Origin of the sequence: Schaalia sp. lx-100, assembly GCF_021083625.1 — a bacterium.
Lineage (GTDB): Bacteria > Actinomycetota > Actinomycetes > Actinomycetales > Actinomycetaceae > Pauljensenia.
Map to the genome: position 1 here is coordinate 92,750 of NZ_JAJNRP010000002.1, position 24,791 is coordinate 117,540.

Sequence of the window (24,791 nt, forward strand, 5' to 3'; positions counted from 1 at the left end):
TCTGTGAATGGTTAGTTCAGGAAGTCGTCCCCAGCACTAAATGCGGCGAAGTCGTCTGCGGCACTGGTGCGGCCGCCACCGAGTGGTTCGCCGTCGCGGAGCTTTTGCACGTTGCCCAGCCCGCAGGCGATCCCGCGGTTGCCGTTGGTGTTGAACGCGTAGAAGCTCAGGGAGACTCGTGCGTAGCAGCCGGAATACACCTCCGCCGGGGACAGAACAGGGTTGAGGTCCTGGTCGACGACCTCGGGTGGCAGGGTGGAGTTGGCGTTGACGAAGAAGCAGCCCTTGTAGGCCTCGTCGTCACGCTCGGTGTCCCCGTCACGCAGAGGCAACTTCAAGGCGGCCTTGCCCGGTCGCTTGCCACCGAACTTGGCGGTTCCTGCTTCGATGGCGGCGTCGATGGCCCGCTCGATCTTGGTGATCGTTTCCCGATCACTCTTGGGAATGATGAGCGAAACGCTGTACTTGGGTTTTGACCCTTGGATCGACTGCGGCTCGAAAAGATGGGCGTAGGACAGGCGCACCTCATTGGTGACAACGCGGGTCGGATTGGTGTTCATGATGGTTGACCTCCTTGGTCAGTCGTTGTGTTGGTGTTGGAGAAATCTGTGGCAGCATTCGTTCGAGCAAGTGCTGGCCTCTTGTCGGATTCGGGCGCGAGCGTGGGTTTGCCCTCGGGTTTGACCACCAGGTCTGCGAGGACCTCGGTGAAGGTCTTCTTTCCCATAAGGCGCTCCATGGCAGTAATCCCGATCAGGCGCTTGTCCCAGATATCGCTGTAGCCCGCAGCCTTGGCAGCCTCGGCAACCGCGGCTTCGTCGGTGTATTTGCGGATGGAGCGGCCGGCGACCACCTTGAACCCAGGGATCTCAGTGCCGGCTTGGGCCCTGGCCAGCGCCCATGCTTCAACGTCCGATGCCCAGGCTTTGAGCTCAGGAATCTTCGCGAGCACCTCCGCAACCTCAGGCACCGTGAGTTCGGCTGGTGGGGTGAACTCGTGCTTTGCCAGCGCGAGATTCGACTCGGCTCTGGCCCTGCAGGTGGGTGCAATGCGGCAGAACTGACACCACGAACCAGCGGCGTACTCGCCCTCGCCTCGGGCAGCTAGCTCGGCGATGGGCTTGACCGTGTTCTCGCCCCACGCGATCAGGTCCTGGGTGCTGATCGTCCAGGTCTCGACGTTGGCCCGGCGCGGCTGGAAGATGCTCAGCGCAACTTCCTCGATGTCGTAGAGGGCGTCGAAGGCAGCCAAAGCTCCGAGCCCGTAGAGCATGAGCTGGGGGTTCTCCACCGGGGAAACCTCGACACCCATCCCGTACTTGAGGTCGATGACCTGGAGGGTGGGCTCGGCGACGATGACACAGTCCCCGGTGCCAAACCCGTCCGGTGCTAGGTGGGAGTAGTCCAGGCGTTGCTCCACGTACGCCTGTGGGTCAGGGCAATGCTCACGGGCGGCAGCAAGATGCTCGGCCACAAACCGCACGTAATCGTCGGTGTGCGCTTCCATCTCTTCATCGATCCACTCCGAGGCAGACCGCTTGGCTCGCCGCTTGAGGAACCGCAGCAGCTTGTACTCGGCCAAAGCATGCGCAGCCGTACCCTGCAACGCGGCATCCGATGGACTATCTGCCACACCGTCCACCGCTAGCGCGGAGGGTGGACAGTTCAGCCAGCGGTGCGCACTTGAGGCGGATAGGAGTGCGTGTTGGTCAGGCATGAGCAATCTCCTCAGCCTCAGCCATGATCTGGCCGTACTTGGCCGGGTCGACCTCAGACAGTGCGTTTGCACCCGCGTCCAAGATCAATTGACGTACCTTGGCCGTGAACCCCTGCTGGGAGAGCTCCGCCAAGAAGCCGCGTACATCTTCCAGCGTGTACTCACGCACCGGAACAGCAGTCTGGGCTGTCTCTTCGATTGCACTTTGTGCTTCGAGTTCAGCTTGAAATGCGGGTTCTTCGAGGCGGGCTGCAGCCACGGGTCGGACACCTGCCAACGCGTAGTCATCCTCAATGCCATCCCAGCCGTCGGCTTCTAGCGCCTGAACGATCTGTGACAGTGCTTCCATGACACGGTTGATGCCCATGATCAGTGCGTTACGATGCTGCGGGTTCATGCCGCATCACCACCGTTGTCGTGGGTGAGCTTGCTGCCCGCCGGGTGACGCTCGATGGACGCGTTGAGAGCTGCCTCGTCAACCGCAGGCTTTGCTGAACGTCGGCTCAATGTGACGTCATGAACCCGCCGCCCAGGCACAATCACGGTCAGCTCATTCATCGGCCCGAACAACCAGCGCATGATGCGCTCCCTGATGTTCACTCGTGCGAGGTTGACGTCGGCTGCCGGGTTCGGCGCCTCGGCGATACCAACTCGAACATGACGACCAGTCATTGTGGATGTCCTTTCCGTTGAAGTTGTTGGTCGCCTATACGTCTTCCTCGAGCTCCTGAACCGGACAGCCGCCTGGAAATCGGTCCCGGATCTTCTTGATGGCGCGATTGATCGCGGTGCCGATAGTGTTGGAATACCGGTCAATCTCCGCCTTACTCGCATCGGGATGCTCCGCCCTAGCAATGTCGACGTAGCTCAGCTGCTCACCCAAGCTCAACCACACCCACTCCCGATGCCGGGGCGAGACCACGGAGAGCACGACCTCAACCTGCTCGCGTGCCTGGTCGATCTGCTCGCCCCTCATCAGGAGGGTCTCGGGTGATGCGTTATCGGCCGGGTCGAGCTGCTGGGCAAGCCTGCGCCGCGCACTTGGCCTGAATGTTGACGGGTCATCCAAGTCGTGTTCGCGGCCACCATCCTTAGTGGCGTGCTTGCGTGCGTTCTCCCGCTCCCTAAACATCGCATACTGCTCGGCTAGGTAGGCGAGCTTCCACTCAGGCAGATACTCCTCGTCGAAGATCATCCGACGAAACTGCGCATCAGTTGGCAGATCGTAGAGCTGAACCCATGCATGGCCGCGTTTTGATGGCAGGTAGATCTGCCAATGTTTGTGCCCTAGTGAGTCGGTCTTGCAACGGCTGGTATACGAGCGGTTTTTTGGTTGAGATTTAGGGGTTCCCACGGTGAGTGCCTTCCGCTAGGTGCGGAGGACCCACAGGAGGCGCTGCTACTCGTCTGTTGTCGGTGAACTGGTCTGCTTGGGCATGGCTGTGGGCGGACACCCGTGGTGGGTGCCCGCCCCAGCGGCTCCTGCAGATCGTTCCGACTTGGGACGAATAGAAACCTGAGCTCAGTTATTGGCTACGGATCGGCACGATCACGGTCGATCCGGCGGATGCGCCTCACGTTTGGCGAGGTGTATCCGCTGAACGCGGCCAGTTCGTGCACATCCTGGTCGAGTCCTGAGCGAGGCCACGCCACCTGCCCCGCACGACACACGCGAGATACGCAATCGCCAACTTCCCGTTGAAAATGCACAGCGGTGATAGACTTTTATCCATCTCTCGTGAGCTATTGCCCACAGTAGAAAATGGCACCTCGGCCAATTGGATGCTTTGGGACAGCCTGGGACAGATGGGACAAAACCTGGCGGAGGTGATGGCGAAGTTGCTCTTCAACGATGTGATGAAGGCCGTCTACCCACACCTGCGCGGCACCCGGAACACCGCAGACTTCATGCGCGACATGATCGAGCGCCTCTGCGCCGTCCCAGAGGAACACTGGTTCACGCCCCGAGGTAGGACACCGGATCAGGATTACAAAGATGAATCCCTACGGAAGTTCTACAACCGTGGGATTACGAAAAAGCTCGCGCGAGCAATGCTCGCCAATCCAACCCGTGACAACTTTGTTGACTCGCTCAACTACGTCAATGACATCGAGACTCAGTCAGCCGAGGAGATCAAGGCGGCACTGGCTCGCAGCATCCAGCCGTTCACTGACGAAGATGTTGATGACAGCAACGTCGGCGACGTGTTGTTCGACTTGATCCAGCAGGCTTTGGATTTCGTTGTCAATCCGGAATTGGAGAATGACCGCAAGCTTCAGCGAGCGACCACGGTGTCGGATGCCATCAAAGGTAGGCTGGGCTCTCGCTTGTTGGAGGAGTGCAAGTACACGTGTTCGCGCACCGGCTGCGGCAAGCACCTCCAACCCGTCACTGATGACGGCGCGACTGCTCCGCTCTATGCGATTGGCCGGATTGAAGGCGAAGCACGCACATACGACAACCTCGTCGCGCTGTGCCCTGACTGCTTCCACGCCTACACGCTCAACCACAAGAAAGCCGACGCAACAGACCTGCTACGAAACAAGAAGGCACAGGTCGATGCAGCCCAGGCGCGCAAAACGCTGACCACGGTCGATATTGAACGCGGCATCAGCAAGGTCATCGAAAAGCTCGGCAACGCCAACCCCAAAGATTTCGAACCACTGAATTTCGATCCAGTCGCTGTCAAGGACAAGATCGACCAGTCAGTCGACGTGTTCGTATTTGACGAAGTATTCATGCACGTCACGCGATACTTCAGGTTCATCGAGAAAGCGCTGCAGGAGCAGGCTCGGCTTAAGACATTCGATGATGGGCTGCTAAGAGCCGAGATCAGAGCCTCATACATGAAACTCGCTGCCAAGGATTTCCCCAAACAGCGGATCCATGAAGCCCTGACCAGCCGGCTCAGTCAAATCACAAAGCAGGATGCCCGCTACTGCGCCTACGTCACCTCCTACTTCGTCCAGTCCTGCGAGGTGTTCGATGTTGCTTCCTAACAAGTTGTTCGCGTATCAGGACACGGTGCTACCGCTGCTCCCAATGATCCTCAGACTCCTGGACGCCCCGAAGACCCCGAACGAACTCGCCGTCGACCTTGCCCCAGTCACGACGGATCCGACCCGGCTAATTGATGCGCTTGACTGCCTCTACGCCCTCGGCAAGGTCACGCTCAGTGAGGAAGGAGCACTGGAGCGATGCTGAAGCAGATCAGTTGTGCCCTGTTTAAAGAAGGTGACACACCACGCCCGCCCATCCAGTTCCATCAGGGACTCAACACGATCCTCGGCGCTGTCCGAGGCGAGGCCGGGTCAATTGGCAAGTCCACGATGATGCTCATCATCGACTTTGTATTTGGTGGCAACGCCTACGTCGACAGTGATGCCGTCCGAGAGCTGCCTGAGCACGCCATTAACTTCACCTTCGAATTCGATGGCGCCTCTTACCACTTCGAGCGACGGCCCCATAAACCCAAAACCGTAGTCAACATCGATTCCGATGGAAACGTGCTGAAAACACTTGAGCTCAAAGAGTTCACACACTGGCTGGCCGGCCAGTACGGCATGCAGCTACCGGGTGCATCGTTCCGGCAAGTGCTTAGCAGATTCTTCCGGATTTACGGCAAGAACAACCACAACGAACTCAAGCCACTCCAGACCCGTGGCGGTGAGGAATCCCAGAAGGATGCCATCACGATCCTGATGGCCTTGTTTCAGTACTACAGCTCTATCGAGGACTTCAAGCACCAGCTCCAGAGCACTGAGGACATGATTGCAGCTTTCAAAGCTGCCAGGCGCTACGAGTTCATCCCCTCGGCAGTAGATGGGTTGACCAAGTACAAGCAGAACGTTGTTGAGATTGCCTCTCTGGAGCAGGAACGTGCCCAACTGGCTGAATCTGATGAAGCGACAGTCGACCCGAGCGAGGTCGAACACGCCAACGCCCGCAACGAACTCAGCAGACAACTCGCTGATGCTCGGCGCCTCATCAAGGACAAGCGCGACGAGCTACACCTGCTCGACTTGAACCTTCGCCACGGCGCATACCCCACCGAGGCCGACCTCAAGAGTCTGCAAGAGTTCTTCCCCGAATCGAACCTAGCCAAGCTTGTCGAGGTCGAGAAGTTCCACACCAAGATCCAGACAATCCTCGCAGAAGAACTCACTCAAGCCCGGGAGCGTGTTCAAAGCGAGGTGGCCGAGCTTCAAGACACTCACGACAGCATCCTCTCCCAGATGGATGCGATCCCCACATCCAAGGCATTTACGCCAGAGTTCCTCGACGCATACACCGCTCTGGATCGGTGAATCACCAAGCTCAAGGAGCAGAACGAAGCGTTCGACGAAAACCACAAGCTCCAGACGGCCAAGAAGGAAGCCAACACCCGTTACCGAAACCAACTCGAAAACGTGCTGACACAAATCGAGATCGCCATCAACATGCAGATGGACGCCATTAACGACGAGGTCACCGGCGGGGAGTACATCGCGCCGAGGCTGACGATCAACGCCTTCAACTCATACATCTTTGAAACCCCGAAGGACAAAGGCACAGGCACAAACCATCGCAGCATGATCATCTACGACCTCGCCGTCCTACAAAACACCTGCCTCCCTGCGCTGGCACACGACTCGATCATGTTCGACTCCATGCCTCGACCTGATCTGAGCAACCTCATCCGTGTCTACCACAATCAAGTTGAGAAGCAGATCTTCATCGCCGTCGACAAGACCAGCGAATGCACCCAAGAAGCACAGCAGATTCTCCAGCAAACGACCGTGCTCAAGCTCGATAACAACGAACAAGCGCTCTTCGGTGAAAAGTGGAGCCGGAAGGACCGCCCATGAAGATCCAATACAACAAACTCTGGAAGATCCTCATAGACAAGAACATGAACAAAGTTCAACTCCGAGAAGCGGCAGGCATCAGCAGCAACTCCCTAGCCAAACTCGGCAAGAACGAACCCGTACACATGGACGTACTCATGAAGATCGCGTCTGTACTCGGTTGTAGAGTGGAGGACCTTTTCGAAACGGCGAAAGATTAAACGCCGACCTGAATGAATCCTCAGATAACCGTATTCTAGTTAAGGAGATTTCGGATGTATTCCCCGCAACTACTGCATAAACATACTATGTACCAGGCAGCCCGCAACGAGTTGATCTTGAATCCAGAGTATCTGCTCAATCTAGAGAAGTATATCGCTGGTCTGACATTGAACCTAGTTACGCAGCACTACTTAGAGATAAAAGGAGACTACGATGAAGCATCCCTACTAGAACCATTCTGGCGGAACTACCCACCAGACCATCGGGGGAGGGGCTTTATCGGTGACCAAATCCCGTGGATCGAGGTGGGAGAACATGCCATCGGGCATCGGTTGAATCGTCTGTTTGGATCATTACAGGACGTGACTGAAATCCGCGAAGTTGGCCTTCCCACAGGTGCAGACAACCGATTTCTAATTCGGGCTAACGAAATTAGCACACTTACAAATGGTCTGACTGATGCTGCGTTTGTCTTTCTAGATATCAAGTCAGTAGGCCCTAGAGATGAAGCAGAGCATGCTGTCTTATCGCCTTTCCAGGTTTCAGGTGATGGCGTGTGGGATTCTATCGACGCTGGTTTGGAAAATACGCCAGTGATGGCAACCGGCAAACGGTCAAGCCACCCCTTCCATCCAGCAGCTTCTCCGATTTACATTCTATCTGACGGAACAGTAGCTCCGACCATACACATCTTCGTCAAACCCAAGTATGGAATGAACTCATTACAAGGGATTCCTGCCTTCGGTCAAGAGCTAGAGTACATCCGCATAATTACGGTTCCTAATGGCCTTCTCCTCTGCGAGAATCCCAACTTACTGAGACGTTACCCGACTCTATTGTTTCCAGGAAAAGACGATAAGACGAAGCCAGCCCTGAAGGTTCGCTGTCGTGTCGACTTCTCGATCCTGAGCAAAATTGACTCTTGGAGAGTTCAGAAGATCAGTATCTGATGTTTAGCTGCGGAGGCACGTTCAGTAACCTTTCCTGCGACAATTTAACATATTTCGGATCTTTTTCGATACCAATAAAATTGCGATTGAGGGTTGTGGCAGCGATGGCTGTTGAGCCGCTTCCCATGAAACAATCTAAAACTACATCCCCTTCATCAGTCAGCATCTTTATAAGTCTGGCGGGCAGTTCTACGGGGAACATTGCTTCATGCACGTCATTTCGCCTAACTGAAGGAAATGACCAGATACCACGCGACCCCCACTCGGTCCATTCTTCTGGAGTCATGCGCTTCCGATCGACCGTTGTAATTCCGGGCTTCCAGAAAACGTAAATATATTCGAACTCATCCACCGAACGATACGAATTTGTAGTCCAGTGCGAGTTCGCCCATGCAGCATCTTTAACCCAGATACGACGGTCGTAAGTGTAAAGTCCCGCATCAAGAGCGAACTGCTCGATAAGACCTCCAACGATCTTCACACGCGTCTGCGTAGCGTATTTGCCACCACGTATGTTGTTACCTTCTAACCTCCTCTGAACTGTCTGTTCCGAACAACCAAGAATCTTTGCCAACTGACGCCGGTTATACTCAGGGTGAAGCTCCATAGCTGCAAGCACCTGTTCCCGCGTAACAGAACTTCTACGCATCGTGAGGTTCTCTGCTTGGAATCGTGGCATAGTTTCATCCCGGAACACCAAGATGTCGCCGATGTTCACCGCAAGAAAAGACCCAGGTTTCAGAATATCGAAGTGAGCTTCAATTACTGTCCTAAGCATCTCCTGCCATGCTTCAAATGTCTGACCGTCCTCATATTGTTTTCCAACATGATAGGGGGGCGACCAAACGCTAAGCGCAACGGAATTAGGCTCAATATCCCTTATCAATTCTTCTGCGAGCCCCTGATGAAATTTATTGGCTTCCAGGTAGTTCAAAGAGTCTCCTCAACATACTTGATAACCGACTCCACCGGGACGCCCAGTGTGCGACAGATCCTGTCGATAACTTCGAGAGAAACGTATTCGTCACGGCCCATTTTGCTGAGTGTGGACTTGGAAATACCGCACTGTTCCGCGAAGCCAGTCTTCGACATCTCCAGGTCGATCAGTACTTTCCAAAGAGGCTTGAACGTGAACATGGACTTCCTACGCAGTTCCCAATAGAAGTGTATTGTGAAAGCATACCTTTGGTTTGCTATCTCAATCTCTCAACATAGGTTCCCATAGTGCCGCCGCAACATCAAGTCGGCGTTTTTCTGGTTATAGACACTTGATCTAGCGGACAGGTTGGCCCATGGGAGGGTAGTGCCTGTTGAGGTAGGCAAGGATAGTCAGTCCCAAGCATCTTCGTGGTGTCGCAGGTCATTTGATCGATACTGGGTCCACGATCGTGTCGGTGCGGATTGTGGGCTGGGGTTTGGTGCGCAACTGGTGGACCGGTGGACCAAACTGGAGCGCCAGCGGCGTGAAGCTGAAGCCAATGATGGGCCTACACCGGTGAAGTTGGCTTTGGAGAACGAGTTCTTGAGAACAGCCAGCGCCTTCTTTGCTTCCCAAGGATCAACTTTCGAGTGGCTCGAATCGACGTGGGGCGAGAAGGTAAGGTACCCGGTGGATCTAATGGCCAGGACCCTTCAGGTGACGTGGGCTGGTTTCTGCACCTTGAGGATGCGCAAGCATGCCAGCTGTCTCAGTGAATCTCGTAATACAGCCGCACTATTACCTCAATCGTCTGCGAGCGAGCGGCCGTTACCAGTCGGTTGAAAGCCTTCGTACGGAGGGCCACGCACGAAGCACCCCATCCAGAAGTAAGGGAGCTTGAGACTATTTGCATCAACCCTGTGGTTTCCCAACGCCTAACCGTTGAACAGGTAGTACGTAATCGACTAACACCCTCTAACGGTTGCGTCACATGAATTGTGCTCACACGACGTCTGTCTTGGGCTCTCGCAGGTGGCGGTGCTTCGCAGCCTCTTGGCTTACGCGGCGGACTCACCTGGATTCCCACTTTCCCCAGTACCACCATGGAATCTGGTCGTTAGTGATGAGGAGAGGCTGTATCCAAATCGGAGCGGTCACAGATCCCACGGTTGGCATCGGTGGCATGCTCGCGAATCTTTGAGAAGCCCTTCATCCTTTCCGAACGAATGCCCGGCATCAATCCGCAAGCCCAACTGTGCTTGTACGGGCAAGAGTGCAACGACGAGTCCTGCACCGTCTGCAAATCCAACTTACTCATGAGGGCAGGACCCTTTGAATATTTCACTTGGCGAAACCCTTAATGATGCCCAGTTCGTTTACCAAATCTTTCGACTGCTTCCATTCCGTCTTGCCTTATAGAGACGACCGGAAGAAGTTCCAGGCGGCTGTGATGGTTCGGCGGTGTATTCCATTTCGACGCAAGCGACCCAAGGTTGACGAAGAAAATACCTTTCATCGGTGAGTCGCCGAAGAGATCGACAACGTCGTCAGGCAGGTACGCTTCGCCGGTTGGCAGTCTACGAGCGAGGGGGACCGAGAGGTTCGCCGTCAACTGCGACTGATACTGGTCGTCAAGTTCAAGATCAAGTCCACTGACGTTTTCGACAAGGCTCACGAATACATCCGTGAGTACTACTAATCAACGAAGGTGAACCTTTTGACGCTCGCTCGATACTTTTTGACGCAAGCCCCATACCTTTTGACGCGGGGCTGAACCTTTTGACCCTTCCGGCTTCAACTGGCCGAACCGCCCACTGAGAGGAGACTCCGAAGGCCTGATCAGTCACCGCCAGAGGTACCTCCACATCTGCGCGCACCCGGCCTCAACACCGCAAAAACCACCCCAAAACAACAAAAACGCCACCCCAGACACTTCCCGGCGTGGCCGGAAATCCTTGTATCCAAAGTGACGTTCTAGTGGAGCGGATGACGGGAATCGAACCCGCACCATCTGCTTGGAAGGCAGAGGCTCTACCATTGAGCTACATCCGCAGCATCAGCCGTAACTGACGAAAAATAATGATAGCGTGCCAGCACTCTAAAAGCGAATTTATGTCCAGAACCGGTGTGTCGAACCTTCTTTTTTGATTATTCATATGCTGTTCTTTGTGATTTGTAAGGTGAAATAGCCTTTATGCTGCGTGTCATATCCGTAAACTGAAGTACTCCTTGCAGTGCGGTCATATCCGTAAGCTATTCCTGTGTGGTGTTCTGGCTTATTTGTTGCCCGCCTTGCGCATCGTGCTCAGGGTCAGGCAAAGGCGAGTGTGCGTATGTGTTGTCACCTGGCTCCTTGTGCATTATGTCAGGGGTGTGTTGAAGTAGATACTGACTGCTTGCTTTAAAGGGTTATGGCTCATGTAGAGCTATTTATTTGCTTGGTGAAAATACTTCCCTTGTGTTGGAGGTGGCGAGGGATAAGTTTCCCCACAGGTGACCGCCTGTGTGCCTGGGCGTTGCGGCGTGCGTCAGATTAGCGAAGTCACGGGGCCGGGTGACCACCCGTGTGCGGGAGTCTCTGGTTTCCCCGCGAAAACCCTGTCGTGCCAAGACGACCGCCTGTGTGCGGGAGTCTCTGTCTGAGCTGGTGGGGGATGAGTGTGCAAGCATTGTTGGGAGGGCTAACGCTGTATGTCAGGTTCGTGGTGGTGTGGCTTAAATGCGGTTTAAGTGTGGTTTAGGTGCAGTCATTATTGGGGAAGGAGTAAAGAGGTGAAAAATCTGGTACTTGTATGTGGAATAAGAATCAATGTGGATGTTTGTGTGTAGGTGAAAATGGGTGTGGGTGCTGCTTGACGTATAGCAAATGAACAGATTATTCTAAATGAGAATCATTATTATTTTCTTCTAGAAAGACAGCCATGACCACCACGATTCTGTCGCGCACCAAGCGAAATCTCTTGCGTTCGCTCACGAGCATATGCGCACTGTCTGCTGTTATCATCGCCTCGCAACCATTTATGGCCTTTGCTGATACTCCCGAAGAAAAGGAAATTATTTCCTCAGGAAAAGTGAGTATCTTTGATGTGGCAAGCGGGGTAGAAGACGAATCAACCCCATACTTCACTGTGGGAATCAAAGCTAACGAAAAAACATACGAGCCGGAAAAAGTTGCTCTGAAACTTCCACAAAGCACCTTCAGTACCGCACACAATAATGCCCCACAGGGAGTACCTGCAGGGTATGCCACCGCCTCACAAAATACGAATGAAAGCCCCGCTTTTTACTGGGATACAACTCGTAGTACCTACTACACTGCAGCCTCTGTGAAGGTTGGTTTCACAGGGCCAGCAGGTGGCCGTATTTTCGCCTACGGATACAACGAAAACTCTGAACCCGTATCACTCGCTGAAGATTCAGATGAAGGATACGAAATTGACCACACCGGGACCTGGCTGGAACAAACAAGCCAGCAAAACCGTCACACCACATGGGTTTTCACGAAGCCAGGCACCTATACGCTGAATGTGCGAGCACTCGGTAAAAAAAATAATGGAGGAAGCTTCTCACGCAAAGCCGAACACACCTACACGGTGATCGTCGGTGAAACCTCCTCGGCCGCGGCATCTGAAGATCCTTCCTCATCCCCAACAGGCGTAGAAAACACGTCAAATCCCGAAGCCGCAGAGCAGCCCCCATCGCACTCTGCAGAGGACGCCACACCCACACCTACGCAACCGACAAATGAGTCATCTGACGCAACATCCTCGCCCAGTGAGCCGACAAGCGAAGCAGGCACAGTCAATGAAACAGAATCAAACTCGAACGAAACAGAAATAACCTCACAACCTTCAACAACAAATACTGAAGATGATGAGGCTGACGAAACAGCTGAATTTACCGGTGACATCCCCAGTATCATGCCACCGAAACCACATGTGAAAGACCCCGTAAGCGGTAAAGAAATGCTGCTGCGCACACACGTAGATGCTGCACATGTGTACTGGGATAAAACAAACCAAGAACTCGCAGTCGGCGTTATTGACGGAAGCACATTGCGTCCCCACAACCTTGTTGCGGTGCGCGTAGGACCTGACTCTGACCCGCAAACCGGACGCGAAGTATCTCGTATTAAACTACCGAAATCAAATATCCTTTCCTTCCTAGGAAAACCTGGTGACGTGCTCTGGAATGCTCCCGGACAGCACTACCAAGGCTCCCGCCCAGTATGGGCAGGTGTAGGCGCAGGACGTATGCCTGATACGGTTAACCCCTACACATTGAAGCTGCACCTGAAATCAGTACAAGGCCCAGGATGGATGTCACTGTGGCGCTACGGTGGGGGATCATTCGCTCAAGAAGACCTTAACTCCGCAAACCCAGAAAAACACTCAATGTCACTGATTGCCGGAGCCCACGGACATTACAACTGGACTTTTTCTGCCCCCGGACGTTACACGACCACATGGTTTGTCACCGCGAAAACAAAAGAAGGCGCATCCATTACCTCCGATGAATATTCAGTGGAATGGCTTGTAGGCACTGACACTGATGTGCAACTACCCGAAGGCACAACACCAGGTGACAAAATCAAAGTACGGACTGAAGAATTTACAGACCACGATAACCTCTTTGAATCCGATGAAACAACTGACGATGTAGAAGCCGAAAATGCGAACCTGCCTGAGCAAGGACAATATGTGTGTGCAGCCCCAGGCCATTACGATCTGACAGCCTACAATGAGCAAAACGGCAGAGTGAATGTGCAACTGGCTGATGACTCAGGAACGAAACGAGTCATGCGTAACAGCAACACGGTGGTAGTCCCCGTACCTGATTCGGCCTCTCACCTAGTCACATCAGAACGTATGAGCGCAGTACTCACAGCCCTCGGCCCTGAAGGAACAAAAGTCTGGACACTGCCGGAAATTCAAAAAGAAAACCTGCCGTGGCTGGGGATGAACACCGAAAGAATGGATTACTCAAAGATCGATACCCTTGGTGTTCTCACAGAAATTGAAGACTACACCGGACCAGGCCGGATGATTCTATGGCAATCCAACATCTTGGATGGTTCAAAGAAACTCCTCGATTCACATAATGACAAAGCACGTATTTTCTTTACAGGGCCTGAGCATATGCACACGGCGACCAGCTTTAATGTTCCGGGCTTTTATAGGGCCAGCTATTCCTTCCTTGCTCACTATCGTAAAGACAGCGGCTGGTTTGCTCGATCCTACGCTGCTCACGCCCTGTACTATGCGGTAGGTAATGAAGCTATCCAACAAGCCTGCGGAGAAGACTTCTTACGTACTTTAGAAGAACACGCTCCCGAAGCTCACAGCAGCGACTCCTCACATAATGATGACGCTCATACATCTGAAGGTTCCGATGATGCTGCCGGTCATACTCTTGAGGATTCCAACGAAGCCTCGCAACCGAATACTGGCACTGAGGATCTGAATGCCTCTGGTGATAACTCGGGCTTTGAAGTCACTCTTGACCATGGGCACGTTGACATGTTTGACCTTACTGCTGATAGTGCAGGACACCTGAACCTCATGCTGAAAGAGGACATCACAGCGGTAGGCACACTACGAGAACCAGAAAAAGTCCTCCTAAAAGTCAAAAACAGTGCTCAGATGGCCCAAGAATCTGAGCCAGCGTATTGGCCTCAAGCATTAGCAGGAGTAAAGAAAGCGTGGATCTTGCCGCAAACACAAAACCCGAAGCTGCTGTGGCCAGGATGGGACACGCAAGGCATTAAAGCCGCAGGGTACACGAAAACCACATTCGACGTGTCCTACAAGGCGCCCAAAAATGGTCGAATCTACATGTGGATTCAAGACCCCTTGGGCGGACCGGAGTCACGTTTAGTGTCCGGTGGCTATGAGATGAACCCTGCAGGTTCACAGATCCTCCAGAATTACCCTGGACACACTCACGTGAACTGGGCATTTACTGCCCCAGGGCGTTACACACTCACCGTGACAGCTCACGCAACGCGCCCAACAATGACAAGCGGTTTCCGCAGCGTTGGCAACGAAGAAACAGTAACGACAATGACACGCACCTACACCATTGATGTCGGTGATGTGAATGCCGGAAACAGTGAGAAAGATACGGACACTTCGGAAGAAAACATCGCTGATACCACGTCCTTATCTCATACCGATACAGAAGACACGGCAGAGACAACACCGACGCCACAGGGAAATGAAAACACGGGAGCATCTGCACCTGCACCTGCACCTGAACGTGGCACGGAAGTTTGTATTCCCACCACAATTACACGCGAAGCAACCGCTGCCGAAGCTGCTACCTTACGTAGCGCTTCACAAGCTCCCGCTAATACAGCGCGCACCACACTGACATTCAATGTGGGACCAGGAGCACGTGGTAACGCAAATGACGGACATTTTGACCTTGGACCCGCCATTGAAAATAAAACAGTCTATGCGCGAATCAAGGATGACCGCCAACAACCCGCACGATGGATCGACCCAGCTCAACTGGTGTTCGCTGTAGGGACTCCTGCCCAACTGAAAGCTCCAGCTGCACTGTCATTTATCGCCACAGAAGGATCAGATGTGTGGATGATTCCTTCCACACAAATCCAAGGAGTCCCATGGCTGGGAATGAACAGCCAACGTGAAGAAATCGTGAACGGAACCCAAGGCGGAGTGACTTTCACCCTTGAATCTGTCAATGGCCCCGGAAAATTTGCAGTATTTAATGCAGGAGCGCTTGGATCAGGTGTCGGCACGCACGTTTTTGACGCCCCCGGATCTATGTACACCCTGCCGGCAAATACTCATGCACACCAGAACTGGGTTTTCACTCAACCAGGAACCTACAAGGTGACGCTATTGATGAAAATAAAGCCTCTAGGCGAAGCGCTCAACGGTAGCGGAACCCATAATGGATCAACTCTTGCATTGACAGGTGAAAAAGGTCCCAATGGTCTACCTATGGTGAGTGAAACAGTAGGACGTACACCCAGTGGTGAAGCATGTTCGCTGGCTACCACCGGCGCACAGGTACGCGACATCGTGTTATGCACGGGCCTGCTCCTCATCCTTGGTAGTGCATCGATGATGATACGTCGTCGTCAGATTCGATCATAAGCCGTCAGATTGACACGAAAGAAAATGAGTACAGAACGAATACTCAACTCAACAGGCATACGGTTCGGGTGGGTGTTAAGCGCCTGCCTGAGCGTATGCCTGCTGGCATCTTGTAGTTCACATATGCCGACCTCTGCTGAAACCCGTAGGCTGAACGTAGTAACGACCACTGGCATACTTGCTGATTTTGCTCGACAAGTCGGCGGTGAACATGTGAAAGTGAGCCAACTGATTCCTCAAGGCGCTGACCCCCACAGCTGGGAGCCTTCACTACGAGGTATTCGTGATGTTGCCTATGCTGATATTGCCGTCACGAACTACCTCATGCTAGAGCAGCATTCGCTGATTAAAACTTTGGATGCCAATCTGCCTGCTGATGCGCTTTCTGTGTCTTTAGCTGAGGAAGCCGCGAAACAAGGAGCGACAATTCTTCCTCTCGTGGAAGACCGTGCGCTGGACACTGTGTGGCTTGGGATGAGGGTCGCCGGTAAAGGCACGCAACATGGTGCTACTCGTTCCTCAGAAATCGACCTGAGTGTCACAGCCGTTGAAGGCCCAGGAGATGCCGCTGGATACCTGACAACAACTTTTGGAGTACCTGAAGTAGGTTTTGCTTCATCTGACGGATTTGATAAATCAACAGGGTATGCGAAAGACACCACGACACTACCGGCCGATGCCCACCAGCATATGAGCTGGGCTTTTACACAACCTGGCGTGTACACCATTCATGTGACGGCAGCACTACGCACAGCACAAGGACAACCACCCATCCACATTGGTACAGCGAAACTTGTGTGCGCTGTCGGGGTGGATGCGGCTCAGGTCGCCCGCACAATGGGACGTCAAGTCCTGACTTCGGGGCACGCTGACCTGACTGTTGACCTTGACGCTCACACAATCGACCTGATGGTGGACCGTACAAAGGACGGGGCAAATCCACTGAACGTTCCTGAAATTCCAGGGGCCTCGCAGGTCGCGGGCTTGGCTGCTGTGTCCTTAGATGACGTGGTCGTTGACGTTCCTACGCGCACACTGACACAAATTCCTGGACAGTCAGGCTTTCGTTTCTTAGGTTCGCCTGGGCAAGATATTTACCTCCTGCCGCAGGCGGTTCTTGGTAAACACGTACACGGGGAAATTGATCCTCACCTGTGGCATGATGCTCATAATGCGGCTGCCTATGTGCGTGTCTTACGTGATCGTTTCATTGAGCGTGACCCTGAACATTCTGATGACTACAGGCAAAATGCTGAAGAATATTTGCGTGAGCTAAAGGAAATCGACGCGTATGTGACCTCAATGATTTCATCTATCCCGCAAGAACAACGTCAGTTAGTGACAACACATGATGCTTACGGGTATTTAGCGAATGCTTACGGTATGAATGTGGCAGGATTTGTTGCGCCCAATCCGGCGGTCGAACCTTCTATCAGTGACCGTAAGAAGCTGGTGACCGCAATTAAGAACTTGAAAATTCCGGCAGTCTTTTTGGAGCCGCAACTGGCACGTAGGCGTTCCACTTTACAAACCGTTGCCGCTGAAAATGGTATTGAAGTATGCCCTTTATACGGTGATACCCTTGACGCAACCGCCCCCACATATATCGAGATGATGCGTTTTAATGCCCGCTCACTTGCTCAATGTTTAGGCGGGAGCACAAACCAGCCATGAGCACCTCACAGTAGTGATGCGCTAGCCACAGGATAATTACGTGTGCGGTTATCAGATTTATTCTTCATAGGAAAAAGAAAAGGTGAGGGTAAAGGTCAATGCTGTTTCCTTGATGCACGGCAAGTCCGCAGCAAGCACAATACGCATCTTCCCGCACCGTATAAAAAGAAAGACAACGTATGAAAACAACCAATGAGTGCCATCTGCAGGGCGGATCTGTATTTTTTCATGGTGCCGAAACACAACAATCTTTCATCTGGCGTATTGCATTTTTTCTGAGCGCGTTTTTCCTAGGGCTCACGCCTATGCTACTTGCCCCTACCGCATGGGCTGAGGACGACCTTGCTCAAAGTGTTGACTCCACTGAAAGCGTGTCTGCACACAATGCGGTGGTGGAATCAGGGCACGTGGATATTGGTCCAAAGATTGTTGAGGGGGAGTGGAAAATTCTTGCACGCGATGATTCCGGTGCAACACCGCTATGGCGCGACCTTAACCATTTTGTCTTGAAAGTTAATGATCGTGGGCTCCTTGACGCGCCTACACAGGCTCCCTATGAATTCCTTGGCGGCAAAGAAGGACAAAAATGGTGGATTATTCCTCAAACTCAAAATCCAGATGTTGTGTGGTTAGGATGGAATACGCAAGATCCTGAAGCAACACAACGCATGAGTCGGGGAGCCACCATGAGTATTGGTCATATTCACGGGCCTGGACAAGCGTGGCTATTCCTGCAAGATGGAACATTCGGTGAACCTCGTGTGCTGGTTGATGCTACTGTTACCAGCCCGCAAGACGTGTGGATTGATGTGAATACTCATGTGCACGCAAATTGGGTGTTCACTCAGCCCGGTGTTTACATTGCGCCGATACGCATATGTGCTGACATGCAAGATGGGGCCCATATGTGCGCACAATCGGCCCTACGTTTCGCTGTTGGTGACTCGACAGATCCTGAGGAAGCCCTCAAAGCACCTGTTCCTGAGGACTTCACACAGGCAGAAAACATGTCCACTCCTCAAAGCAGTTCCGCAGATACGCCCTCATCTGCATCTGTCACACCAGGCAAAGCCGGGACGAAAACAGGTACGGCTTCAGGGGCCTCTGAAACGCGCATATCTACGATGACATACATTCTGATTGCAAGCGCAGTGCTCATCCTCATCCTTGTGATTGTTCTTATCGTGCTGCGCTCGCGTGCAACACGCCGAGACATTATGCGAGTACAGGAAGAACGCCGCTTACACATGCAAAACCATGAGGTATAACGTGAGTGTTTTTCATAAGAAACACCCATCTACCCCTGAAAAACCGCACAGCTAAAGGTAAAAGCATGAAATTTCGTCAAATAAAGACTTCAGGGACACGCGCGCCTCAAGTATCCCATGCGCAGGCAGCCTACGAAATCAACGAAAAAAGCGAAACAATGAACGAATCAGCACGCCGCGCCCCTGAGCTGCGGATAGATGATTCTCACGAGCTGACTGAATCTGCGCCTGTCCTTGACGTTCGCGGTTTAAGTGTGGATTTAGGGGGTCGTCGGATCCTCACCGATATTGACCTGCAAGTGAATTTTGGTGAATTCGTTGCTTTAATCGGTCCTAATGGTGCAGGGAAAACCACGCTTATTCGTTCAATTTTGGGTCTTTTACCTGCGCGTAGTGGTGACATCCTTAGTCAGGGAAAGAAATTACATGCACGCCACATTGGATACGTGCCTCAACGTCATGAATTTGCATGGGATTTTCCTTTGACTGTGCGTGAGGTTGTTGTATCAGGTCTGACGGGAGCATTAGGGTATGGTCGCCGTCCTCGTCTTGAACATCAACGTGCCGTGGAAGAAGCAATGGAAAGAGCAGATATTGCTCACTTAAGTAAACGAATCATCGGGGAATTATCCGGCGGACAACGGCAACGTGTTCTTGTTGCCCGCGCCCTTGCTCTGCAACCATCGTTATTGCTTCTTGACGAACCATTCACAGGTTTAGACATGCCAACTCAGGAACGTTTAACTGATCTTTTCCGTTCACTTGCACGTGAAGGACATGGGGTGCTGATGAGTACGCATGATCTTGTGGCGGCTTTAGCTGACTGTGATCGGTTATATATGGTGAATCGTCGTGTGGTTGCCAGCGGGAGACGAGAAGACCTGATGGACGCGCAGTTGTGGATTCAGACATTTCGTATCCGTGAAAATAATCCATTGCTGAGGGCTTTGGGAGTGATCTGATGCTTTCTTTTACAGATTTTTTGATGGACCTACTGAATCCGTCTTTAGCTTTCTTACCTCGCGCTTTACTTGTAGCGACGATGAGTGCCATTGTGTGCGCGGTGGTGGGGACTCATGTGGTCTTACGTGGGATGGCATTTATTGGCGATGCTGTGGCCCATTCTGTTTTCCCGGGTTTAGCTATTGCATTCGTGATGTCGGGTTCTTTGGTGCTGGGTGGTTCTGTTGCGGGTGTGTGTACTGCGATTCTTGTGGCTTTGCTTTCACATAATCGGCGGCTCAAAGAAGATTCAGTGATCGGTGTGCTTTTCGTGGGAGCTTTTGCGCTGGGGGTAGTGATTATTTCGTGGGCGCCAGGCTATGCGGGTTCTTTGCAAGATTTTCTTTTTGGTTCGATCACCGGTGTGCCGGCTGAAGATATTCCCGTGATTGTGGTCGCTTCGGTTCTTGTGCTTGCGCTTGTAGCTTTTTTCCATAAGGAATTTATTGCGGTGTCACTTGATCGTGAGACGGCCAGGGCGCAAGGTTTACCCTTACTTTTCCTTGATATTGTTTTGTATATCGCGGTGTCTTTAGCGGTGGTGATGTCGGTTCAGACGATTGGTAATGTTCTGGTTCTTGCTTTACTTGTGACTCCTGCGGCGATAGCGCGACTGCTGGTTGATCGTTTTGTCCATATGGTGTGGGTTGCGATCTGTATTGCAGTGACAGGGAGTTTTATCGGTATCTATGTGTCTTGGGCTGCAGATTTACCGACAGGTGCCTCAATTGTTTGCGTACTGACTGTGGTTTTTGTTATTGCCTGGTGTGTGGCACCTCGTCATGGATTTATTGTTCGATATTTTCGGAAGAATTCTCGGCGTGTCGAGGGGGCTCGAACAGATGTTCCATCTATTCTTTCTGTGGATGAGCACTCAGATATCCACAATGATGGTGCTGTGAGTGCGGATGCGATTGGTCGCGCATAACGTCATCTACACCGGCTCGGAGAGGGCACAGGTGTTCAAGACCAGAATAAGACGATGGCCGGCGAGGCCCAGAACAGAACGGAATACCCATGGGAGCTTCACGTAAAAGCGCATCGGTGTACACAGGAAATGACCGTAATAAGGCTCTTGAAGTTGCACTTGCGCAGATTGATAAACAGTTTGGTAAGGGTTCCGTGATGCGTCTGGGGGAGGAAACTCGCCCCCCTGTTCAAGTGATTCCTACAGGTTCATTGGCCCTCGATATTGCTTTAGGTGTAGGCGGCTTGCCGCGAGGCCGTGTCATTGAAATTTATGGTCCTGAATCATCCGGTAAAACAACTGTGGCATTACATGCTGTTGCGAGCGCTCAAAAAGCTGGTGGAAATGCTGCCTTTATTGATGCTGAACACGCACTTGACCCTGTGTATGCGCGTGCACTTGGTGTGGATACTGATGCTTTGTTAGTGTCACAGCCTGATACAGGTGAACAGGCTTTAGAAATCGCTGACATGCTGATTCGCTCAGGTGGAATTGACATTATTGTTATTGACTCTGTTGCAGCTTTGGTTCCAAAAGCGGAAATCGAAGGTGAAATGGGAGATTCTCATGTGGGCTTACAAGCACGATTGATGAGTCAAGCCCTCCGGAAGATTACCGGCGCTCTTTCGGCGACCGGCACGACAGCGATTTTCATTAATCAGCTGCGTGAAAAAATTGGTGTTTTCTTTGGTTCTCCTGAAACAACAACAGGCGGTAAGGCCCTGAAATTCTACGCATCAGTACGCATTGATGTGCGACGTATTGAATCGTTGAAAGACGGAAGCACACTTGTCGGAAACCGTACACGTGCGAAGATTGTGAAAAATAAAATGGCTCCGCCTTTTAAGCAAGCCGAATTTGACATTGTGTATGGGCAAGGAATTTCTCGTGAAGGTTCCATTATTGATATGGGCGTAGAAACAGGGGTTATCCATAAATCAGGTTCATGGTTCACTTATGAACAAGATCAGTTGGGCCAAGGAAAAGAAAATGTCCGAAAGTTCCTTGCTGATAATCCTGAACTTGCTGCAGAAATTGAAAATAAGATTTTAATTGCTGTTGGTATTGCACAAGATCCACATGCAGAACTTCAAACAGACGACGCGGTTACTGAGGCAGAGGACCCATCAGCAGAGGCAGGTTTCTGATACGTGCTCGGTGCTGAAAGGCCTGAGAAATGGTGCTGTACTCTGATCCAGAAGAATGTCATGATGCCCGTGAACCACAACGGCGAAAATATGTCTCTCCTGCAGAAAAAATAAGGAAACTGCAGGAAAAGAATGCTGCTTTGACCGGTGTTCACGCTGTAGAAGCGGCACGAGAAGTTGCTTTACGTCGTTTAGATTCACATGCGGCTTCTCGTGCTCAGCTTCGTGAAGCGATACTGTCGCGTGGTTTTTCGCAAGAAATCGCTGAAGAAGTCCTTGAACGGCTTGAAAGTGTAGGCTTAATTGATGACGCTGCGTACGCTCGCGCAGTTGTTTCCTCTGCTTTTACGCTCAACGGGAAAGTTGGCAGAGCCTTGGTGGAGGATTTACGGCGCAAAGGAGTAGACGAAAACAATATTGCCAGCGCCATTGCCGATATAAGTAGTGAAGATCAATACGAAAAAGCCTGCGAACTAGCACATAAGAAAAAACGAACAATGCTCGCATTGGACACGCATGTTGCTCAACGTCGTCTCATGGGAATGCTAGCCAGAAAAGGCTATCCACAGCACATTATTCACAGGGTCGTGCAGGAAAGCTTATCCTCGTGGACCGATCGTGAATCAGAGGAATATGCATATGACGACTAACTCTGAATACCACAGAAAGCCATCTTTGCCCCAAGAACACAACGTAGAGACAACCACTGATCGCACAGATACGGCAGCCCTCATTCATCGACTAGCAGAGTATCAACTAACAATTGCCTGCGCTGAATCTTTAACAGGCGGCGCTTTATGCGCACGCTTTGTGGACAGCGCGGGAGCTTCTCACGTGTTACGTGGCGGCGTATGCGCATATGCAACTGACCTGAAAACTGGTCTGCTGGACGTTTCACCTGAGCTTCTCGAACAGCATGGTCCAGTACACCGTGATGTTGCTATCGAAATGGCACAGAATGTGCGTGCCCTTTTACATGCTGATATTGGTTTGAGTACAACCGGTGTCGCAGGACCAGGACCAGCAGATGGGCACGAAGCTGGAACAGTGCACATAGCTCTTGCATGGGATGGCGGATATGTGCATCGTGAATATCATTTTGTCGGTGATCGTACGCATGTACGTACTCAAACCGTGGAATGCGTACTTCGTCTGCTATCGGCTCTCGTGGAAGGAAAAGAAATATCAGAAACTGTGTGAGAAATGAAAAATCCACACTCTGATCCTCAGCTTTGTACTCAGTCGTAATGCGTAAAGGAAAAGAAACATGAGTTTTCTTGAAACTTCCTCAACTCGTATGCGTCCTCAGGCAATACGAAGCTAGGGGAACAGCTTGTTGTCCTCACGGAGTGAGAGAACTACCTCATCACCCCTTTTTGAACACGGAATACAGATCAAAAAGACCTAGAATCGACGACGATGACTCTTGAAATGAACACCACGTTGCCGCGCACCTACGCAGTGCGTACTTTAGGCTGCCAAATGAATGAGCATGATTCGGAACGTATTGCCGGTCTGCTTGACGGTGCTGGCCTTGTCCCTGTCGATTTAGTTCCTGAAGCCGCAGCACGCGCGACAGATGCGGGCGATATGGGCGCTGATGTTGTTGTCATTAATACATGTTCGGTACGTGAAAATGCTGCTACACGCCTATTCGGTAATCTAGGCCAATTAGCCGCTGTTAAACGTGAACGCCCCGGAATGCAAATTGCTGTTGGAGGATGCCTCGCTCAGCAAATGCGTGACGGGATCATCGAGAAAGCCCCCTGGGTGGATGCTGTTTTTGGGACACATAACATTGATGTGCTGCCTGTCCTTCTTGCGCGTGCCGAACATAATCGTCGCGCTGCCGTTGAAATTGAAGAAGCGCTGAAAGTTTTCCCCTCCACACTGCCAACTCACCGTGAAAGTGCTTATGCCGCGTGGGTATCTATATCCGTAGGCTGTAATAACACGTGCACATTCTGTATCGTGCCGCACCTGCGCGGAAAAGAACGGGACCGTCGCCCAGGTGACATTCTTGCTGAAGTTGAAGCTGTTGTCGCTGAAGGCGCTATTGAAGTCACACTACTAGGGCAAAACGTGAACTCCTACGGTGTGGGTTTCGGTGAAAGAGGGGCTTTTGCTCAGCTTCTACGTGCTGTCGGCACTATTGATGGGCTTGAACGAGTACGTTTCACAAGTCCACACCCTGCTGCTTTCACCGATGACGTGATTGAAGCTATGGCGCAAACACCTACAGTGATGCCTAGCCTCCATATGCCTTTACAGTCCGGATCTGACGCGGTTTTAAGGCAAATGCGTCGCTCGTATCGGCGGCAAAAATTTATGGGCATCTTAGACCGTGTGCGTGCAGCTATCCCTGAAGCGGCGATCACCACAGACATTATTGTGGGATTCCCAGGGGAAACTGAGGAGGACTTCCAACAGACATTAGAAGTGATGGAGGAAGCACGATTCTCCTCTGCATACACTTTCATATATTCCAAACGCCCAGGAACGCCCGCTGCTGATCGTGACGATCAAGTACCAGAGGATGTGGTTTTAGAACGCTATAAACGCTTGCTTGCCCTCCAAGAGCGTATCTGCGCTGAAGATAATGCGGCCCTTGTGGGAACAGAAGTTGAAGTCCTGATCGCTGAAGGGAAAGGTCGTAAAGACGGCGCTACTTCGCGTATTTCAGGCCGTGCACGTGATAATCGCCTTGTTCATGTTGCAGTGCCGGAGGGCTTACCTGATATGTATAAGCCGCGTCCAGGTGATATTGTGCGTGCCACTGTCACTTACGGGGCGCCTCACCATTTGATTGCTGATTCAGCGCTTAGTGGAGGCTTATTCGATGTGCGTCGTACACGTGCAGGTGACGCATGGCAAGCACGACAAGCTGCCGAGGAAGCCGCAAAAGACACACGAGTACAGTTGGGTATTCCCACACTGAAAATCCGAGCATAAGTGCGTATAAGAACGGGT

General features: G+C 52.2%; 24 protein-coding genes and 1 tRNA gene. 16 read left to right on the top strand and 9 right to left on the bottom strand.

Annotated elements, in window-relative coordinates; translation table 11 throughout:
• Positions 1-11: 11 nt before the first annotated feature.
• Genes LRP54_RS01865 through LRP54_RS01885 form a run of 5 tightly spaced genes read right to left on the bottom strand, consistent with a single transcriptional unit; the run spans position 12 to position 3,071 of the window.
• Entirely contained in the window at positions 12-560 is a 549-nt protein-coding gene (locus tag LRP54_RS01865; RefSeq protein ID WP_269212688.1) for a DUF2815 family protein, read from the bottom strand.
• Positions 557-1,717 (bottom strand): DUF2800 domain-containing protein, encoded by a 1,161-nt coding sequence (locus LRP54_RS01870; protein WP_231234758.1) that lies wholly within the window; start codon positions 1,715-1,717, stop codon positions 557-559. Before LRP54_RS01870 ends, LRP54_RS01865 begins: the two co-directional genes overlap by 4 nt.
• Positions 1,710-2,114: a hypothetical protein gene (locus LRP54_RS01875; RefSeq protein ID WP_231234759.1), complete on the bottom strand. Its 405-nt coding sequence runs from the start codon at positions 2,112-2,114 to the stop codon at positions 1,710-1,712. Before LRP54_RS01875 ends, LRP54_RS01870 begins: the two co-directional genes overlap by 8 nt.
• Entirely contained in the window at positions 2,111-2,389 is a 279-nt protein-coding gene (locus LRP54_RS01880) for a hypothetical protein (protein ID WP_231234760.1), read from the bottom strand. The genes LRP54_RS01875 and LRP54_RS01880 overlap by 4 nt, the downstream gene beginning before the upstream one ends.
• Positions 2,390-2,423: 34 nt before the next feature.
• Complete coding sequence (locus tag LRP54_RS01885) at positions 2,424-3,071, bottom strand: hypothetical protein (RefSeq protein WP_231234761.1); 648 nt, start codon at positions 3,069-3,071, stop codon at positions 2,424-2,426.
• Positions 3,072-3,523: 452 nt separating this feature from the next.
• Between LRP54_RS01885 and LRP54_RS01890 the strand changes: the two genes are divergently transcribed.
• The 6 genes from LRP54_RS01890 to LRP54_RS01910 all read left to right on the top strand — a co-directional run bounded on the left by LRP54_RS01890 (position 3,524) and on the right by LRP54_RS01910 (position 7,716).
• Positions 3,524-4,717, top strand: a complete 1,194-nt coding sequence (locus LRP54_RS01890) for an ABC-three component system protein (protein WP_231234762.1) — start codon at positions 3,524-3,526, stop codon at positions 4,715-4,717.
• Positions 4,718-4,760: 43 nt separating this feature from the next.
• Positions 4,761-4,922 carry an ABC-three component system middle component 7 gene (locus tag LRP54_RS08510; protein WP_442984583.1) on the top strand — a complete coding sequence of 54 codons (162 nt, stop codon included), beginning with the start codon at positions 4,761-4,763 and terminating at the stop codon, positions 4,920-4,922.
• The gene (locus tag LRP54_RS01895; RefSeq protein WP_231234763.1) at positions 4,916-6,025 is read left to right on the top strand and encodes a hypothetical protein; all 1,110 of its coding nucleotides are present in this window, start codon (positions 4,916-4,918) and stop codon (positions 6,023-6,025) included. The genes LRP54_RS08510 and LRP54_RS01895 overlap by 7 nt, the downstream gene beginning before the upstream one ends.
• Positions 6,026-6,127: 102 nt before the next feature.
• On the top strand, positions 6,128-6,565 hold the full coding sequence (locus LRP54_RS01900; RefSeq protein WP_231234764.1) for a DUF2326 domain-containing protein: 438 nt from the start codon (positions 6,128-6,130) through the stop codon (positions 6,563-6,565).
• Positions 6,562-6,765, top strand: coding sequence for a helix-turn-helix domain-containing protein (locus tag LRP54_RS01905; protein ID WP_269212689.1), 204 nt, complete (start codon positions 6,562-6,564; stop codon positions 6,763-6,765). Before LRP54_RS01900 ends, LRP54_RS01905 begins: the two co-directional genes overlap by 4 nt.
• 87 nt (positions 6,766-6,852) lie before the next feature.
• Positions 6,853-7,716, top strand: a complete 864-nt coding sequence (locus tag LRP54_RS01910; RefSeq protein ID WP_231234765.1) for a BglI family type II restriction endonuclease — start codon at positions 6,853-6,855, stop codon at positions 7,714-7,716.
• Here the strand turns inward: LRP54_RS01910 and LRP54_RS01915 are convergent.
• Both LRP54_RS01915 and LRP54_RS08460 read right to left on the bottom strand, forming a co-directional pair.
• Positions 7,706-8,650, bottom strand: a complete 945-nt coding sequence (locus LRP54_RS01915) for a DNA-methyltransferase (protein ID WP_231234766.1) — start codon at positions 8,648-8,650, stop codon at positions 7,706-7,708. The two genes, LRP54_RS01910 and LRP54_RS01915, sit on opposite strands and share 11 nt — an antisense overlap.
• Entirely contained in the window at positions 8,647-8,853 is a 207-nt protein-coding gene (locus LRP54_RS08460) for a helix-turn-helix domain-containing protein (protein WP_331274796.1), read from the bottom strand. The genes LRP54_RS01915 and LRP54_RS08460 overlap by 4 nt, the downstream gene beginning before the upstream one ends.
• A gap of 780 nt (positions 8,854-9,633) precedes the next feature.
• Between LRP54_RS08460 and LRP54_RS08380 the strand changes: the two genes are divergently transcribed.
• A complete protein-coding gene (locus LRP54_RS08380) occupies positions 9,634-9,756 on the top strand; it encodes a hypothetical protein (protein WP_269212690.1) in 123 nt (40 codons plus the stop codon).
• Between the two features lie 236 nt (positions 9,757-9,992).
• On the opposite strand, the gene LRP54_RS01925 is transcribed toward LRP54_RS08380, so the two are convergent.
• Both LRP54_RS01925 and LRP54_RS01930 read right to left on the bottom strand, forming a co-directional pair.
• Complete coding sequence (locus LRP54_RS01925; protein ID WP_231234768.1) at positions 9,993-10,310, bottom strand: hypothetical protein; 318 nt, start codon at positions 10,308-10,310, stop codon at positions 9,993-9,995.
• Between the two features lie 303 nt (positions 10,311-10,613).
• Positions 10,614-10,687, bottom strand: a tRNA-Gly gene (locus LRP54_RS01930).
• A gap of 869 nt (positions 10,688-11,556) precedes the next feature.
• Between LRP54_RS01930 and LRP54_RS01935 the strand changes: the two genes are divergently transcribed.
• The 9 genes from LRP54_RS01935 (at position 11,557) to miaB (ending at position 24,773) form a co-directional block, all read left to right on the top strand.
• Positions 11,557-15,762, top strand: coding sequence for a TIGR03773 family transporter-associated surface protein (locus LRP54_RS01935; RefSeq protein ID WP_231234769.1), 4,206 nt, complete (start codon positions 11,557-11,559; stop codon positions 15,760-15,762).
• 123 nt (positions 15,763-15,885) lie between these two features.
• Positions 15,886-17,436 carry an anchored repeat ABC transporter, substrate-binding protein gene (locus LRP54_RS01940; RefSeq protein WP_231234770.1) on the top strand — a complete coding sequence of 517 codons (1,551 nt, stop codon included), beginning with the start codon at positions 15,886-15,888 and terminating at the stop codon, positions 17,434-17,436.
• Positions 17,437-17,615: 179 nt separating this feature from the next.
• Positions 17,616-18,704: a choice-of-anchor M domain-containing protein gene (locus LRP54_RS01945; protein ID WP_231234771.1), complete on the top strand. Its 1,089-nt coding sequence runs from the start codon at positions 17,616-17,618 to the stop codon at positions 18,702-18,704.
• A gap of 65 nt (positions 18,705-18,769) precedes the next feature.
• A complete protein-coding gene (locus tag LRP54_RS01950) occupies positions 18,770-19,666 on the top strand; it encodes an anchored repeat-type ABC transporter ATP-binding subunit (RefSeq protein ID WP_231234772.1) in 897 nt (298 codons plus the stop codon).
• The gene (locus tag LRP54_RS01955; protein WP_231204634.1) at positions 19,666-20,634 is read left to right on the top strand and encodes an anchored repeat-type ABC transporter permease subunit; all 969 of its coding nucleotides are present in this window, start codon (positions 19,666-19,668) and stop codon (positions 20,632-20,634) included. The genes LRP54_RS01950 and LRP54_RS01955 overlap by 1 nt, the downstream gene beginning before the upstream one ends.
• A gap of 89 nt (positions 20,635-20,723) precedes the next feature.
• Positions 20,724-21,821, top strand: a complete 1,098-nt coding sequence (recA, locus tag LRP54_RS01960; protein ID WP_231234773.1) for a recombinase RecA — start codon at positions 20,724-20,726, stop codon at positions 21,819-21,821.
• 29 nt (positions 21,822-21,850) lie between these two features.
• Complete coding sequence (locus LRP54_RS01965; protein WP_231234774.1) at positions 21,851-22,471, top strand: regulatory protein RecX; 621 nt, start codon at positions 21,851-21,853, stop codon at positions 22,469-22,471.
• On the top strand, positions 22,461-23,021 hold the full coding sequence (locus LRP54_RS01970) for a CinA family protein (protein WP_231234775.1): 561 nt from the start codon (positions 22,461-22,463) through the stop codon (positions 23,019-23,021). The genes LRP54_RS01965 and LRP54_RS01970 overlap by 11 nt, the downstream gene beginning before the upstream one ends.
• A gap of 219 nt (positions 23,022-23,240) precedes the next feature.
• Complete coding sequence (gene miaB, locus LRP54_RS01975; protein WP_231234776.1) at positions 23,241-24,773, top strand: tRNA (N6-isopentenyl adenosine(37)-C2)-methylthiotransferase MiaB; 1,533 nt, start codon at positions 23,241-23,243, stop codon at positions 24,771-24,773.
• Positions 24,774-24,791: the final 18 nt, after the last annotated feature.

Excerpts from the sequence above, each read along its gene's own strand:
- LRP54_RS01865 (WP_269212688.1), bottom strand. The coding sequence starts at position 560 with ATGAACACCAATCCGACCCGCGTTGTCACCAATGAGGTGCGCCTGTCC.
- LRP54_RS01870 (WP_231234758.1), bottom strand. The coding sequence starts at position 1,717 with ATGCCTGACCAACACGCACTCCTATCCGCCTCAAGTGCGCACCGCTGG.
- LRP54_RS01875 (WP_231234759.1), bottom strand. The coding sequence starts at position 2,114 with ATGAACCCGCAGCATCGTAACGCACTGATCATGGGCATCAACCGTGTC.
- LRP54_RS01880 (WP_231234760.1), bottom strand. The coding sequence starts at position 2,389 with ATGACTGGTCGTCATGTTCGAGTTGGTATCGCCGAGGCGCCGAACCCG.
- LRP54_RS01890 (WP_231234762.1), top strand. The coding sequence starts at position 3,524 with ATGGGACAAAACCTGGCGGAGGTGATGGCGAAGTTGCTCTTCAACGAT.
- LRP54_RS08510 (WP_442984583.1), top strand. The coding sequence starts at position 4,761 with ATGATCCTCAGACTCCTGGACGCCCCGAAGACCCCGAACGAACTCGCC.
- LRP54_RS01895 (WP_231234763.1), top strand. The coding sequence starts at position 4,916 with ATGCTGAAGCAGATCAGTTGTGCCCTGTTTAAAGAAGGTGACACACCA.
- LRP54_RS01905 (WP_269212689.1), top strand. The coding sequence starts at position 6,562 with ATGAAGATCCAATACAACAAACTCTGGAAGATCCTCATAGACAAGAAC.
- LRP54_RS01910 (WP_231234765.1), top strand. The coding sequence starts at position 6,853 with ATGTACCAGGCAGCCCGCAACGAGTTGATCTTGAATCCAGAGTATCTG.
- LRP54_RS08460 (WP_331274796.1), bottom strand. The coding sequence starts at position 8,853 with ATGTTCACGTTCAAGCCTCTTTGGAAAGTACTGATCGACCTGGAGATG.
- LRP54_RS01935 (WP_231234769.1), top strand. The coding sequence starts at position 11,557 with ATGACCACCACGATTCTGTCGCGCACCAAGCGAAATCTCTTGCGTTCG.
- LRP54_RS01940 (WP_231234770.1), top strand. The coding sequence starts at position 15,886 with ATGCCGACCTCTGCTGAAACCCGTAGGCTGAACGTAGTAACGACCACT.
- LRP54_RS01945 (WP_231234771.1), top strand. The coding sequence starts at position 17,616 with ATGAAAACAACCAATGAGTGCCATCTGCAGGGCGGATCTGTATTTTTT.
- LRP54_RS01950 (WP_231234772.1), top strand. The coding sequence starts at position 18,770 with ATGAAATTTCGTCAAATAAAGACTTCAGGGACACGCGCGCCTCAAGTA.
- LRP54_RS01955 (WP_231204634.1), top strand. The coding sequence starts at position 19,666 with ATGCTTTCTTTTACAGATTTTTTGATGGACCTACTGAATCCGTCTTTA.
- recA (WP_231234773.1), top strand. The coding sequence starts at position 20,724 with ATGGGAGCTTCACGTAAAAGCGCATCGGTGTACACAGGAAATGACCGT.
- LRP54_RS01965 (WP_231234774.1), top strand. The coding sequence starts at position 21,851 with ATGGTGCTGTACTCTGATCCAGAAGAATGTCATGATGCCCGTGAACCA.
- LRP54_RS01970 (WP_231234775.1), top strand. The coding sequence starts at position 22,461 with ATGACGACTAACTCTGAATACCACAGAAAGCCATCTTTGCCCCAAGAA.
- miaB (WP_231234776.1), top strand. The coding sequence starts at position 23,241 with ATGACTCTTGAAATGAACACCACGTTGCCGCGCACCTACGCAGTGCGT.